At 55.0% G+C, this 13919-nt stretch carries 13 protein-coding genes; 7 read left to right on the forward strand and 6 right to left on the reverse strand.

Features of this window, described 5'->3' with window-relative positions; genetic code table 11:
- The first annotated feature begins 240 nt into the window (after window positions 1-240).
- On the forward strand, window positions 241-1164 hold the full coding sequence (gene rnm, locus J5069_RS04055; protein ID WP_264642640.1) for an RNase RNM: 924 nt from the start codon (window positions 241-243) through the stop codon (window positions 1162-1164).
- A 22-nt stretch (window positions 1165-1186) separates the two neighbouring features.
- A complete protein-coding gene (locus J5069_RS04060; RefSeq protein ID WP_264642641.1) occupies window positions 1187-1807 on the forward strand; it encodes an L-threonylcarbamoyladenylate synthase in 621 nt (206 codons plus the stop codon).
- Between the two features lie 34 nt (window positions 1808-1841).
- On the opposite strand, the gene J5069_RS04065 is transcribed toward J5069_RS04060, so the two are convergent.
- Window positions 1842-2687: a GNAT family N-acetyltransferase gene (locus J5069_RS04065; protein WP_264642642.1), complete on the reverse strand. Its 846-nt coding sequence runs from the start codon at window positions 2685-2687 to the stop codon at window positions 1842-1844.
- Window positions 2688-2970: 283 nt separating this feature from the next.
- Between J5069_RS04065 and rluB the strand changes: the two genes are divergently transcribed.
- Entirely contained in the window at window positions 2971-3843 is an 873-nt protein-coding gene (gene rluB / locus J5069_RS04070; protein WP_264642643.1) for a 23S rRNA pseudouridine(2605) synthase RluB, read from the forward strand.
- Between the two features lie 72 nt (window positions 3844-3915).
- Here rluB and cobO read toward each other — a convergent pair whose 3' ends face one another.
- On the reverse strand, window positions 3916-4506 hold the full coding sequence (cobO, locus tag J5069_RS04075; protein ID WP_264642644.1) for a cob(I)yrinic acid a,c-diamide adenosyltransferase: 591 nt from the start codon (window positions 4504-4506) through the stop codon (window positions 3916-3918).
- Window positions 4507-4519: 13 nt separating this feature from the next.
- Window positions 4520-5281, reverse strand: a complete 762-nt coding sequence (locus J5069_RS04080; RefSeq protein WP_264642645.1) for a YciK family oxidoreductase — start codon at window positions 5279-5281, stop codon at window positions 4520-4522.
- A gap of 315 nt (window positions 5282-5596) precedes the next feature.
- Between J5069_RS04080 and sohB the strand changes: the two genes are divergently transcribed.
- Window positions 5597-6643, forward strand: a complete 1047-nt coding sequence (sohB, locus tag J5069_RS04085) for a protease SohB (protein WP_264642646.1) — start codon at window positions 5597-5599, stop codon at window positions 6641-6643.
- A 51-nt stretch (window positions 6644-6694) separates the two neighbouring features.
- On the opposite strand, the gene J5069_RS04090 is transcribed toward sohB, so the two are convergent.
- Window positions 6695-6979: a YciN family protein gene (locus J5069_RS04090; protein WP_264642647.1), complete on the reverse strand. Its 285-nt coding sequence runs from the start codon at window positions 6977-6979 to the stop codon at window positions 6695-6697.
- Between the two features lie 514 nt (window positions 6980-7493).
- Here J5069_RS04090 and topA point away from each other — a divergent pair.
- From topA to J5069_RS04105, 3 genes are all read left to right on the forward strand, one after another.
- Complete coding sequence (gene topA, locus J5069_RS04095; protein WP_264642648.1) at window positions 7494-10085, forward strand: type I DNA topoisomerase; 2592 nt, start codon at window positions 7494-7496, stop codon at window positions 10083-10085.
- Between the two features lie 447 nt (window positions 10086-10532).
- The gene (gene cysB / locus J5069_RS04100; RefSeq protein ID WP_264642649.1) at window positions 10533-11507 is read left to right on the forward strand and encodes an HTH-type transcriptional regulator CysB; all 975 of its coding nucleotides are present in this window, start codon (window positions 10533-10535) and stop codon (window positions 11505-11507) included.
- A gap of 32 nt (window positions 11508-11539) precedes the next feature.
- Window positions 11540-12547, forward strand: coding sequence for an alpha/beta hydrolase family protein (locus J5069_RS04105; protein ID WP_264642650.1), 1008 nt, complete (start codon window positions 11540-11542; stop codon window positions 12545-12547).
- A gap of 15 nt (window positions 12548-12562) precedes the next feature.
- On the opposite strand, the gene nth is transcribed toward J5069_RS04105, so the two are convergent.
- Both nth and J5069_RS04115 read right to left on the reverse strand, forming a co-directional pair.
- On the reverse strand, window positions 12563-13198 hold the full coding sequence (nth, locus tag J5069_RS04110; protein WP_264642651.1) for an endonuclease III: 636 nt from the start codon (window positions 13196-13198) through the stop codon (window positions 12563-12565).
- Between the two features lie 16 nt (window positions 13199-13214).
- Window positions 13215-13919 carry an electron transport complex subunit E gene (locus J5069_RS04115; protein WP_264642652.1) on the reverse strand — a complete coding sequence of 235 codons (705 nt, stop codon included), beginning with the start codon at window positions 13917-13919 and terminating at the stop codon, window positions 13215-13217.

Below are 13919 nucleotides of genomic sequence, written 5' to 3' on the forward strand. Positions count from 1 at the left end.
GCTGCCGCGCGGGCTGCTGTTTACCATTGCGAGAGAGTGCGTTGCCATTATCACATTTCCATTTATTCGCTGAACTTGCGTACTAGTTAACTAGTTCATGAGCGCATTGTCAACGGGTTAACGTATTTTATTTTATCGATACCGCACCGCCGTCGTGTGGTTCCCCTGCGGCGGTGTTTAATGGCATGATGTCCCGCGCCTCAGATTCCCTGAGCCGCATTAACAACCATAGGTGCCTGTGTGTCCGAACTTTCCGTTGCTCTGTCTCCCAGTCCGCTGTTTGATTTGCACAGCCACACTACCGCTTCGGATGGAGAACTGTCGCCCGGCGAACTGGTGCAACGTGCCGTCGAGATGCGCGTTGGCGTGCTGGCGATTACCGATCACGACACCGTGGGCGGGCTGGCCGCTGCGCAGCAGGCGATAGCCGCATTGAATCTGCCGTTGCGGCTGGTGCCTGGGGTTGAGATCTCCACGCTGTGGGAAAACCATGAGATTCATATCGTCGGTCTCGGCATCGACCCTGAACACGCCGCGCTGACAGACTTGCTTGAACAGCAAAAGCGCCGCCGCTGGCAGCGCGCGCAGGCGATCAGTGAGCGTTTGGAAAAGGCGCGTATTCCGGGCGCACTGGAAGGGGCGCAGCGCCTAGCCGGAGAGGGCGAAATCACCCGGGGTCATTTTGCTCGTTTTCTGGTGGAACAGGGCAAAGCCAGCAATGTGGGGCAGGTGTTCAAATCCTATCTGGCAAAAGGGAAAACCGGATATGTCCCGCCGCAGTGGTGTACAATAGCAGAAGCCGTTGATGTTATTCATCATGCGGGCGGTGTAGCGGTATTGGCGCATCCTGGGCGCTATGATTTGTCGCCCAAATGGCTAAAGCGGGTGCTGGCCAGTTTTGTGGCAGCAAGCGGGGATGCGATGGAAGTGGCCCAATGCCAACAAGCGCCGGACGAACGTACTCAACTGGCGCGCTATGCGCAGGATTTTCAGCTCTATGCCTCGCAGGGCTCTGATTTTCACCGGCCCTGCGCCTGGATCGAGTTGGGTCGCAAGCTCTGGTTGCCCGGCGGCGTGACGCCGGTGTGGCAACATCCCTCGCTGGCAGTACTGCCTGTGAGCGCAGAAGCGCTGCACCGCGACGGATGCGACGCGTCGCGCTAAATTCGATGTTTAAGGACGTATCATGAGTCAGTTTTTTTATATTCATCCACAAAACCCGCAGACCCGGTTGATCAATCAATCCGTCGATGTGCTGCGTAAAGGTGGTGTGCTGGTCTATCCCACCGATTCCGGTTACGCACTGGGATGCATGTTGGGCGAGAAGAATGCCATGGAGCGCATTTGCCAAATTCGCCATCTGGACAGCAACCACAACTTCACCATCGTGTGTCGCGATCTTTCTGAAATATCGACCTATGCCTATGTGGATAATGCGGCGTTTCGCCTGATTAAAAACAATACGCCCGGTAATTACACCTTTATTTTAAAAGCCACTAAAGAGGTGCCGCGTCGGTTGATGAGTGAAAAACGTAAAACCATCGGTCTGCGTGTGCCTTCTAACGAGATAGCGCTGGCGTTGCTGGAAGCGCTGAATGAGCCGCTGATGTCGACCACATTGATGTTGCCGGGCAATGATTTTGCGGAGTCCGATCCGGAAGAGATTCAGGATCACCTGGGCAAACGGGTGGATTTAATTATCCACGGTGGATTTCTCGGACAAAAACCCACAACGGTGATTGATTTGACCGACTCCGCACCGGTGGTGGTGCGTGAAGGCACCGGTGATATCTCACCGTTTCAGTGAGAAACTCGGGTAAGATTGCACCGCTGCCATGCGCTTAGTTTTCCGTTTCTGACAGTGTGTGGCACAGGGTTAATTGGGTTATCGGGTGCTGTTCCCAGCCAGCCTGCAAAAATAACGGGGTCAACGCCTGCGGCACCGCGACAGGGGTAGAAATGCCCTGATGCAGTACAGCCAGCGCTTGTAGCAACTGTCGTGCATGACCTTGTCGCCGGGCGGCGGGCGTGACATAGAGCGCCCGCAACTGGGGTTTGGTAAACGCGGTGGCAACAATGGCATAGGCGTCATTGCCCGAGCGATATGCCTGTGCCGGCAGTGCGACCGTCCCCAACGGATCGAGCATCCAGGGTAACGCGTTATCAGGCGCGGCGATCATGCTGCCGATAACGCTGACGGGATCGCAACGTGTTAATGGTGCGGCTGTGTTTGTTGTTTCATCCGGTAGAGGGGCAATAAAGCCGCACAGGGTGTCCTGGCGCGTAAATCCCATCCTGTCATACAAGGCAATGCCAGCCACATTGTTGCTAATCACTTCGAGCCACAGGGCGCTGTCGCCCCGTTGACGCGCTTCATCCAGCAATCGCCCTAACATCGCTGTTCCCAACCCGCCACGACGCCAGCGCGGATGAATGGCAAAGGCAGCCAAACGGCAACGCGAGCCGCGACGCACCATGATTGCCAGCGCCACCGGGTTATTGTTGGCGCTCCAGATACGGCTCTCGGTCAATGACAGACCCTCTGCGTTAAAGCGCGTGGCAAACGTTGGGCCATCGAGGGTAAAAGGGATCACATAATCCGTGAAGCACTCGGTCAATATGGCGGCGAGCTGATGGCTGTCGTAGTGCGTGGCATCCCGGCAGACCAGCGGTGAAATTGATGTCATGGGCGTTTAACCTGTTGTGTCGGCGATAGCGTATACGGTTCCCTGGAAACAGGATTATCGGCCGATATAGCGTTGTACTCAAACAAGATGCGCTTTTTGACCTAAAATTCATGTAGAATGATCGGCCACTCGTGCTACGGGTACGGCGATGTGGCGATAAACAGAGGAAGGCATTGCCCGAATTCCTCTGCTAAACAGATACTCATCAGTGAGTTAGACGGAAAGTGACGTTAACTCATTGTTTTATCCGACGCCTGTGAAGGCGACACTCTGAGGCTGCTCAATGAGCGAAAAGTTACAAAAAGTGCTGGCGCGCGCTGGCCACGGCTCACGCCGCGAGATTGAAGGTATTATCCAGGCAGGCCGTGTGAGCGTGGACGGCAAAATTGCGACGCTGGGTGACCGCGTCGAAGTGACCAAGGCAACCCGCATTCGTATCGATGGTCATGTGGTTTCCGTTAAAGAAACCGAAGAAGCGGTCTGTCGCGTACTGATCTATTACAAACCGGAAGGTGAGCTTTGCACCCGGAGCGATCCCGATGGCCGCCCGACGGTGTTCGATCGCTTGCCGAAAATGCGCGGTTCGCGCTGGGTGGCGGTAGGGCGTCTGGATGTGAATACCTCCGGCCTGTTGCTGTTCACTACCGACGGCGAATTGGCAAACCGCTTGATGCACCCCAGCCATGAAGTAGAACGTGAATATGCGGTGCGGGTGTTTGGTGAAGTGGATGAGGATAAACTCAAGCTGCTGACCAAAGGCGTACAGCTTGATGATGGTCCTGCATCGTTCTGCACCCTGAAGTACAGCGGCGGTGAAGGATTAAACCAGTGGTATAACGTCACGCTGACCGAAGGGCGTAACCGTGAAGTGCGTCGTCTGTGGGAAGCGGTTGGCGTGCAGGTAAGCCGCCTGATTCGTGTGCGCTATGGCGATATTCCCTTACCAAAAGGGTTGCCGCGCGGTGGCTGGACAGAAATGCCGCTCGAGCAACTTAACTACCTGCGCGAACTGGTGCAATTACCGGCTGAAACCACCAGCAAGCTGCCGGTTGAGCGCGAGCGTCGTCGGGTGAAAGCGAATCAAATTCGTCGTGCGGTAAAACGCCACGGCCAGGCCGGTCCAGCGCGGCGCAGTGCGCCAAAGCGTAACGGCTAAGCGCGATGTTAAGGTAGTCGGTTTTACGCGGGGTGTGTCGTCGCCACACCCCGTGATATCAGTCCAATCTGCTTACCAATCAATCCCTTGCTGGGCCTTTATGCCCGCATCAAATGCATGCTTTGTCGGTCGCATTTCCGTTACCGTATCCGCCAATTCCAGCAACTCGCGGTGGCAGCCGCGCCCGGTAATAATGACGCTCTGATGGGCCGGTCGCTGTTGCAGTGCGGTCACCACGTCTTCCAGCGCCAGATAGTCGTAGCTCACCATGTAGGTCAGTTCGTCGAGGATCACCACATCGAGCGAAGCATCGGCCAACATACGTTTGCCGTGCTGCCAGACGGCTTGTGCTGCCAGCGTATCACCGGTGCGATCCTGTGTGTCCCAGGTAAATCCGGTTGCCATCACCTGAAACTCAACGCCGTGCTGGGCGAGCAGGTTGCGCTCGCCGTTGGGCCATTCACCTTTGATAAATTGAATCACGCCGACGCGCAGGCCGTGGCCTACCGCGCGTGTCGCGGTGCCAAACGCCGCCGTAGTTTTTCCTTTGCCGTTACCGGTAAACACCATCAGGATGCCGCGCACGTCGTTGGCCGCCGCGATGCGTTCGTCGACCCGTTGTTTCAGTTTTTGCTGGCGCTGCTTGTGGCGATCGTTATCCATGGTCAGGGCTCCCTTATACGGCTGGGCCGGGCTTTCTGCCCGGCTGTGCGTCGAAACTCATGCCGGTTTTGCGTTTGCTGTCATCACCCATTAAATAAAGGTAGAGCGGCATAATCTCGGCCGGGGTTTTGAGGCGTTGGGGATCTTCATCCGGGAACGCGCTGGCGCGCATTGCGGTGCGCGTGCCACCCGGATTGATACAGTTAACGCGCAAATGCTGGTTGCGGTACTCATCGGCCAATACCTGCATAAGCCCTTCGGTGGCGAATTTGGAAACCGCATAGGCTCCCCATTCAGCGCGACCGACGCGACCCACGCTGGAACTGGTGAACACCAGAGAGGGGCTGGCGGCTTTTAGCAACAGGGGTAACAGCGCCTGCGTCAGCATAAACGTCGCATTCACGTTAACGTGCATCACCTGATGCCAGGTCGTCGGATCCTGTCCGGCGATCGGTGCGATATCCCCGAGCAACCCCGCGTTATGCAGTACGCCGTCAAGGTGCGGTATCTGTTTTTCCAGGTCAGCCGCCAGCGCAGCGCACGTCTCGGCGGTGACTGTCAATAAATCGCAGGGCACAATCAGCGATGGTGTTCCGGTTTCACGCAGGATTTCCGCTTGTACATCCTGTAATTTATGTTCGGTACGACCCAGCAGGATCGGCCGGGCTCCGTGGCGCGCGTAAGTGAGCGCGGCTTCGCGGCCGATGCCATCGCCCGCGCCGGTGACCAGAATAAGGCGGTGTTTGAGAAGATCATTCATGGGTTGATAATGCACGGTGCTTTCCTCTATACGCCGCAAACCATAGGACGTAACGGCAGTTATGCCTCAATGCGACGGTGAATTCAATGCGCGTCGGGCGCATTCTTGGGCCGCTGCGGTAAAAAACAGCAACAGGTGTAAAAAACCCATGAATAACATCGCCATATTTCACGCCATACGTTAGGCTGTCTTTTTGCTCTCGCGCTGGTTTGATGAAAACCGTGGAGTGGCGTAAGACGAGCGGTATGATGGTGTGGTGTGTCGCAGGCGACTGCGCAGGTTAACATCGGCGGCGTCATGATATGACTCAGTAAACGAGGGACGGTATTTGTGGAATTGCTTTCTCAGTACGGCTTATTTCTGGCAAAAGTAGTCACGATAGTGCTGGCCATTGGCGCACTGGTGGTGTTGACCTTTGGTGTCACGCAGCGAAAACGCCCGCGCAAAGGGGAGTTGCAGGTGATGAACCTGGGCGAACAGTATCGCGAAATGCAAAATGAAATGCGCGACACCTGCATGAGTGATGCGGAACGCAAACTGGTCGCCAAGCGTAAGAAAAAAGAAGACAAGGCTGCCGCGAAAGAAGAGAAACTGCGCGCCAAACGCGGCGATGAGAAAGTGCTGAAACCACGTCTTTACGTATTGGATTTTAACGGCAGCATGGATGCCGGTGAAGTCTCGGCGCTGCGTGAAGAAGTCTCGGCGGTGCTGGCGGTGGCGACGCCGCAGGATGAAGTGCTGTTGCGTCTGGAAAGCCCCGGCGGCGTGGTGCACGGCTACGGGTTGGCCGCTTCTCAGTTACAGCGTCTGCGTGACGGCGGCATTCGGTTGACCGTTGCGGTGGACAAGGTGGCTGCCAGCGGCGGATACATGATGGCGTGCGTGGCCGACCGCATTGTAGCGGCGCCGTTTGCCATCATCGGTTCTATTGGCGTGGTCGCTCAGATCCCCAACTTCAATCGGTTGCTGAAAAACAATGATATTGATGTCGAATTGCACACTGCCGGTGAATATAAGCGCACGTTAACGCTGTTTGGTGAGAATACGGAGCAGGGGCGTGAAAAATTCCGTGAAGAGCTGAACGTCACTCACGGCCTGTTCAAGCAGTTTGTCAAAGAGATGCGGCCCTCGCTGGACATCGATAAAACCGCCACGGGCGAACATTGGTTTGGCACGCAGGCACAAACGTTGGGACTGGTCGATGAGATTGGCACCAGCGACGATTTGCTGGTCCAGGAAATAACCACGCATGAAGTGTTGAGCGTGCGTTATACGCGGCGCAAGCGCCTGTTGGACAAAATCATGGGAAACGCGGGTGAATCCGCCGAACGTCTGCTGCTGCGTTGGTGGCAGCGGGGCAGCCATCCGTTTGTTTGAGGCGTTTAACCCTGTGCGCGGCAAAATACACCGCGTACAGGGATATCCCGCTTAGTCGATCAGTTGGTACTTCTCTGACAATTCATGCGCCAAATGCTTGAACATGTTAAACACCGCCGTAGTTTTTAATGTCGGCAGGCCGTTGTCATCCAGGAAATAATCCCCTTTAAAGACCAGCACGCCGCTCTTCTGATTGACGTCGGTGGCAATCATGCCGTGCAGATAGTCATCATGGTTCTGAATCAAACGGTTAGCTTCTTCCAACAGCGTCTGGCGATCGATGTTAACCTTCTCTGTGGCGCTGTGCTCTGCGGCAATAGTCTCATTGTCTGACATGGTGTTACTCCTACTGAAACTCATGACGCTATTCTAACGCTACCCCGGCGGCATTCGCTTGTGCTTTTTTGCGCTTTTTTCGCAGAACCTGTGAAAACAGATTGATATGACGACGTAATTTTTCTGAAGACAACGCCGTTTTCAGCCGATAACGATGAGCAGCAGAGGTTGGCGAAAACCGCGTTTCCATGCTAATTAGGTTGCGTGGCGGCATTTATCAGGTAGAGTGTGGGATTTTGTATCGTTAAGCGGAAAAAATTCTTTACGGTGTCGCAGCAGCGTTAGGCGGCACCGCGGGCAGTTAACCGTCATTACAGCAAAAAAACGTGGATGGTCATGTGGTTATGGAATGGTTTATTGACCGTTACGTACTCTTGAATCTCCACCCAGTGAAGCTGGAAGTACGCCAACAGGCGTAGCGGTAGAGAATAAATGACGTATATGCCCCTTGAAAAAGGGAGCAGACGCCCTCAACAACACGTTAATATGAAGCATTCGGTAGGTAACAATACATATGGGTAAAGCTCTCGTCATAGTTGAGTCCCCGGCCAAAGCCAAAACAATCAACAAATATCTGGGCAATGACTACGTGGTGAAATCGAGCGTCGGTCATGTGCGTGATTTGCCGACCAGCGGTTCTGCGGCGGCGAAGAAGAGCGCTGAGCCTGGCAAAGCGAAAAAAGCCGGCAAAAAAGATGAGCGCACTGCGCTGGTCAATCGTATGGGGGTCGATCCGTACCACGGATGGCAGGCTGATTACGAAATATTGCCCGGCAAAGAGAAAGTCGTCTCTGAACTGAAAACGCTGGCGGCCAATGCCGACCACGTCTATCTCGCAACCGACCTTGACCGCGAAGGGGAAGCCATTGCCTGGCACCTGCGGGAAATCATTGGGGGCGATGAAGGCCGTTTCAGCCGCGTGGTGTTTAACGAAATTACCAAGAACGCGATCAAGCAGGCGTTTGAAAAACCAGATAAATTAAATATCGACAGGGTCAATGCGCAGCAAGCGCGGCGTTTTATGGACCGTGTCGTGGGCTATATGGTTTCTCCGCTGTTGTGGAAGAAAATCGCCCGTGGGCTTTCTGCCGGTCGCGTGCAGTCCGTTGCGGTACGCTTGGTCGTGGATCGCGAGCGCGAAATCAAGGCCTTTATCCCGGAAGAGTACTGGGAACTGCATGCTGATTTGCTGTCATCGAGTGCCGCATTGCAAATGCAGGTGACGCATTTTGATGGCAAGCCGTTCAAGCCAGTCAATAAAGCGCAAACGGCGGCTGCGGTCAGCGTGCTGGAGACCGCGCGCTATGTGGTTGCGGAGCGGGAAGACAAGCCGACCAGCAGCAAACCGGGGGCACCGTTTATCACCTCCACGCTGCAACAGGCGGCAAGTACTCGCTTGGGGTTTGGCGTTAAAAAAACCATGATGATGGCGCAGCGTCTGTATGAAGCGGGCTACATCACCTACATGCGTACCGACTCTACCAACCTGAGTCAGGATGCGCTGACCATGGCGCGCGATTATATTGCGTCCAGCTTTGGTAACGCTTACCTGCCGGAGAGCGCGAACCTCTACAGCAGTAAAGAAAACTCTCAGGAAGCGCATGAAGCGATCCGCCCCTCGGACGTCGCCGTTCTGGCGGATGCACTGAAGGATATGGAAGCCGATGCGCAGAAACTTTACCAGTTGATCTGGCGCCAATTCGTTGCCTGCCAAATGACACCGGCCAAGTATGACTCCACAACGCTGTCGGTGAACGCGGAAGGCTATCAACTGCGCGCCAAAGGGCGCACCCTGCGTTTTGATGGCTGGACCAAAGTGATGCCAGCGCTGCGTAAAGGTGACGAAGATCGCACGCTGCCGACCGTTGACGTCGGCGAAGTGATGACCCTGGATAAACTGCTGCCGAGCCAGCACTTTACCAAACCGCCTGCGCGCTACAGCGATGCCTCGCTGGTAAAAGAGTTGGAAAAACGCGGTATCGGTCGTCCGTCTACCTACGCTTCTATCATTTCAACCATTCAGGATCGTGGCTATGTGCGGGTGGAAAACCGCCGTTTCTACGCGGAAAAAATGGGTGAAATTGTCACCGACCGTCTGGAAGAAAATTTCCGCGAGTTGATGAATTACGATTTTACTGCGCGTATGGAAAGCAGCCTCGATCAGGTCGCCAACAATCAGGCGGAGTGGAAAGGGGTGCTGGATGAGTTTTTTGCCGAATTCAGCCAGCAGCTAGAAAAAGCGGAAATGGATCCGGAAGTGGGGGGAATGCGACCCAATGCCATGGTGCTGACCACCATCGATTGCCCGACCTGTGGGCGCAAGATGGGGATTCGTACCGCCAGCACCGGGGTGTTCCTCGGCTGTTCCGGCTATGCTTTGACGCCAAAAGAGCGCTGCAAAACCACCATCAATCTGATTCCTGAAGCCGAAGTGTTGAACGTGCTGGAAGGGGATGAGGCGGAAACCAATGCGCTGCGCGCACGCCGTCGTTGCGGCAAGTGCGGCACCGCGATGGACAGCTACCTGATCGATAACCAGCGTAAACTGCACGTGTGCGGCAATAACCCGGCATGTGATGGTTATGAGATCGAAAACGGTGAGTTTCGCATCAAGGGTTACGACGGTCCGGTGGTGGAGTGCGACAAGTGTGGTTCCGATATGCACCTGAAAATGGGGCGTTTTGGCAAATACATGGCCTGCACCAATGAAACCTGCACCAATACCCGCAAGATTTTGCGCAACGGTGAAGTCGCTCCGCCGAAGGAAGATCCGGTTCCCTTACCCGAACTGCCGTGCGAAAAATCCGATGCCTATTTTGTGCTGCGTGACGGTGCCGCAGGAGTATTCCTGGCCGCCAACACCTTCCCGAAATCGCGTGAAACCCGCGCGCCGTTAGTGGAAGAACTGGTGCGATTCCGCGATCGCCTGCCGGAGAAACTGCGCTATCTGGCCGATGCGCCGGTGGAAGATGCCGAAGGCAACAAGGCGGTGGTGCGCTTTAGTCGTAAAACCAAGCAACAATACGTTGCTTCGGAGAAAAACGGCAAGGCGACCGGGTGGTCTGCATTCTATGTCGATGGCAAATGGACCTCTGAGAAAAAATAATTCTCTGCCATGTGAATAAAAGCCAATTTCCCCCCGTCATTCCCGCGAAAGCGGGAATCCCTTGCAGAAGAAACGCGTTTATTCTCAGAGAGATCCCCGGCTTTCGCCGAGGATGACGCAGTGTAAGTGATGTTGTAAGCCATCTGAGCCAGCCTTTTGGGCTGGCTTTTTTGATCTGGGTAGGAAGATAGCGATCTAGCTGAGAGGATAATGCCGCCGTGCGCTAGAATGAGCGCCCCCACTCAGCTCACGTTGAGGGATCTATTTCTATCGATGAAAAGATAATAGTTATATAAAAATATTTTTTATGATTAAATGACCTTAATATGATGAAATAACCGTCTGCTTTTCATCGCATTGCAAACGTTGCGGCGTCATGAAAAAGTAAAGCAACGGTAGATAATTTATTCGTGCCTGATGCACATGCTCAATAACATGGGATGACATATGAAATTGCAACAGCTTCGTTATATCGTTGAAGTTGTTAATCATAACCTGAACGTTTCCTCAACGGCTGAAGGCTTGTACACCTCGCAGCCGGGGATCAGTAAACAGGTGAGAATGCTGGAAGATGAGCTGGGAATTCAAATTTTTGCGCGCAGCGGTAAACACCTGACTCAGGTCACGCCCGCCGGTCAGGAAGTGGTGCGTATTGCCCGGGAAGTGCTCTCCAAGGTGGATGCCATCAAGGCAGTAGCCGGAGAACACACCTATCCCGACAAAGGTTCGCTCTATGTGGCGACCACGCATACGCAGGCTCGCTATGCACTGCCGGATGTCATCAAAGGCTTTATCGATCGTTATCCTCGCGTTTCACTGCATATGCATCAGGGATCGCCAACGCAGATAGCCGAAGCGGTTGCGAAAGGGACGGCAGATTTTGCCATCGCCACCGAGGCGTTGCACCTGTATGACGATTTGATCATGCTGCCGTGCTATCACTGGAATCGCGCGGTGGTGGTGAAACCCGATCATCCGCTGGCAACCAAAAAAGATATCACCATTGAAGAGCTGGCGGCGTATCCGATCGTTACCTACACCTTCGGTTTTACCGGCCGTTCGGAGCTGGATACCGCATTCAACCGTGCAGGGCTGACGCCGCGCATCGTATTCACCGCAACGGATGCCGACGTAATCAAAACATACGTGCGTCTGGGGTTGGGCGTTGGTGTCATTGCCAATATGGCCGTCGATCCGCGCACCGAGACAGATCTGGTGACCATCAACGCTAACAGCATTTTTAGCTACAGCACCACCAAGATCGGGTTCCGGCGCAGCACCTTCCTGCGCAGTTATATGTATGATTTTATTCAACGCTTTGCGCCGCACCTCACGCGCGATGTGGTGGATTCTGCCATTGCCTTGCGTTCCAATGAAGAAATTGAAGCCATGTTCAAGGACATCACGCTGCCAGTGAAATAGCGTCGGCTATTGGTTTGCAAGGAGGGCATAGCATGATCAAGCTGGTACTATCGGTAACGGCCTGTGCGCTACTTGTGATATCAGGCATTGTGCTGCATGGCCTCTCCGCTTTTGAACTCCCTGAACGCGCCCAGCAGACGTTATCGTTTTCGCTGGGCGATGCCCATCTTGAAGGCACACTGTTATTGCCTGATAACCAACACAACCCGCCCGTGGTGCTGCTGGTGCACGGCGACGGTGCCCAGGATCGCTGGTCTGACGGTGGCTACCTTCCGCTGGTCAATGCGCTTGTTGCACAGGGGATTGGCGTCTTTTCCTGGGATAAGCCCGGCGTAGCGGCCAGCAGCGGTGATTGGCTGGCGCAAACGCTACGCGATCGTGCCGAGGAAGCGGTTGCCGCAGTACAGGCGTTGCGTGCGCGGCCGGAATTGAAAGAGAGTCGTCTCGGGTTTCTCGGTTTTTCTCAGGCCGGATGGGTGGTGCCCTATGCCAGTCAGCATTCAACGGCAGATTTTATCGTGTTGATTGGCCCCGCAATAAACTGGCGCGAACAAGGCTTCTACTATATGCAGCAGCGCTTAGCGGCAGAAGGCGCAGAGCCTCCAGTGATTGCCGCTGCCATCGCAACAGAACGTGCGGCCTATGCACAACGCTTTTCCCCCCAAACCGTGATGCAACCTTGCGCGTCACGTTGCACGCGCGACGATTTTGAGCGACGTAATGCGTTGTCGGACGCCCGTCAGGACATTGCCGCGCAGCGGGTGCCGGTGATGGTGCTGATGGGGGCTCAGGATCTCAATGTTTCCTCGAAGGAAACGTTAACCGTATGGAGCCGGTTGTTGCCGGTGGCAACCTCCCGCTGCTTGCGCGAGGTCAAGGATGCCACCCACGGTTTGCTGCGCGCCAAATGGTTTAATTACCAGCTAAGTGAACAATGGCCGCGTTGGACGCAGTGGGGATTTTTAGCCGCAGGGCAGTCTGCCTACGCGCCCGGTGCCCTGAACGCGATATCAGAATGGGTTTTGGAGAGACGTTGCTGAGCTTGTTGAGTGACGTCAGGGGTAAACTTTGTCACCGAACTCGCACAAATCTTCAATCAGGCAGGAACCGCAGCGCGGTTTACGGGCGATACAGGTGTAACGTCCGTGCAGAATCAGCCAGTGGTGACAGTCGATTTTGAATTCCGCTGGCACCACCTTCAACAGCTTTTCTTCTACCGTGTCCACGTTTTTTCCCGGCGCGAAACCGGTGCGGTTACACACGCGGAAAATATGGGTGTCAACGGCAATGGTAGGCCAGCCAAAGGCGGTGTTTAACACCACGTTGGCGGTTTTACGGCCGACACCGGGCAGGGCTTCTAACGCTTCGCGATTTTCCGGCACCTGACCCTGATGCTTGTCTAACAGAATACGGCAGGTCTTGATGATGTTTTCAGCCTTGCTGTTAAACAGGCCAATGGTGCGGATATAGGCTTTTACACCGTCAACCCCAAGCGCTAACAAAGCTTCTGGTGTGTTGGCGACCGGATAGAGTTTTGCCGTGGCTTTATTAACGCTGACGTCCGTGGCCTGCGCTGACAGCAGCACGGCAATCAACAGCTCGAACGGCGACTCAAAGTGTAGCTCGGTGGTGGGATGTGGATTCGCATCGCGCAGACGACGCAAGATTTCGCCGCGTTTTTCCTTGTTCATCGTCTTATCCTTGTGCTTATTGCGCCGTTCCGGTCAGCGTCGCGACGGGCGCAGCGTGCTGTTTTGCTTCGCTAACGGCGCGGCGGCGTTTCATTTTTTCGTCAATCAGATACTTGGCGGCAAGCAACAGCGCCAAACCGATAAACGCGCCGGGAGGAAGCATCGCCAGCAAGAACGGGGTATCAACGTGGATCACTTCAATGCGCAGCACTTTAGCCCAATTGCCCAGCAGTAAGTCTGCACCGTCAAACAGTGTGCCGTTACCCAGCAGTTCACGCAGCGAACCCAATACAAACATGGTACAGGTCGCCCCCATGCCCATGGCGAAACCATCCAGCGCCGAGAGGGCGACGGGGTTTTGTGCGGCGTAGGCTTCCGCGCGGCCGATGACCAGACAGTTGGTCACGATCAGCGGAATAAAAATGCCCAGCGACTGGTACAAGCCATAGGCGTAAGCATTAATCAGCATCTCTACCGAGCTGACCACAGCCGCGATAATCATGACATAAATAGGAATGCGGATTTCTGACGGCACCCAGCGGCGCATGGCGGAAATCGCTGCATTGGTACAGGTCAGTACCAGCGTGGTGGCTAATCCCAAACCCAGGGCGTTGGTGGCGGTGGAGGTGACGGCCAGCAGCGGGCACATGCCCAACAGTTGCACCAGTGCCGAGTTGTTTTTCCAAAGCCCCTGGACCAGCAGGCGTTTCGCTTCACTCAT

Source organism: Candidatus Symbiopectobacterium sp. NZEC127 (assembly GCF_025962675.1).
In the GTDB taxonomy this organism is placed as follows: Bacteria; Pseudomonadota; Gammaproteobacteria; order Enterobacterales; family Enterobacteriaceae; genus Symbiopectobacterium.

Coding starts and splice junctions, on each gene's coding strand:
- topA (WP_264642648.1), top strand. CDS start 7,494: ATGGGTAAAGCTCTCGTCATAGTTGAGTCCCCGGCCAAAGCCAAAACA.
- J5069_RS04090 (WP_264642647.1), bottom strand. CDS start 6,979: ATGTCAGACAATGAGACTATTGCCGCAGAGCACAGCGCCACAGAGAAG.
- J5069_RS04115 (WP_264642652.1), bottom strand. CDS start 13,919: ATGAGTGAAGCGAAACGCCTGCTGGTCCAGGGGCTTTGGAAAAACAAC.
- cysB (WP_264642649.1), top strand. CDS start 10,533: ATGAAATTGCAACAGCTTCGTTATATCGTTGAAGTTGTTAATCATAAC.
- J5069_RS04060 (WP_264642641.1), top strand. CDS start 1,187: ATGAGTCAGTTTTTTTATATTCATCCACAAAACCCGCAGACCCGGTTG.
- nth (WP_264642651.1), bottom strand. CDS start 13,198: ATGAACAAGGAAAAACGCGGCGAAATCTTGCGTCGTCTGCGCGATGCG.
- J5069_RS04105 (WP_264642650.1), top strand. CDS start 11,540: ATGATCAAGCTGGTACTATCGGTAACGGCCTGTGCGCTACTTGTGATA.
- J5069_RS04065 (WP_264642642.1), bottom strand. CDS start 2,687: ATGACATCAATTTCACCGCTGGTCTGCCGGGATGCCACGCACTACGAC.
- rluB (WP_264642643.1), top strand. CDS start 2,971: ATGAGCGAAAAGTTACAAAAAGTGCTGGCGCGCGCTGGCCACGGCTCA.
- cobO (WP_264642644.1), bottom strand. CDS start 4,506: ATGGATAACGATCGCCACAAGCAGCGCCAGCAAAAACTGAAACAACGG.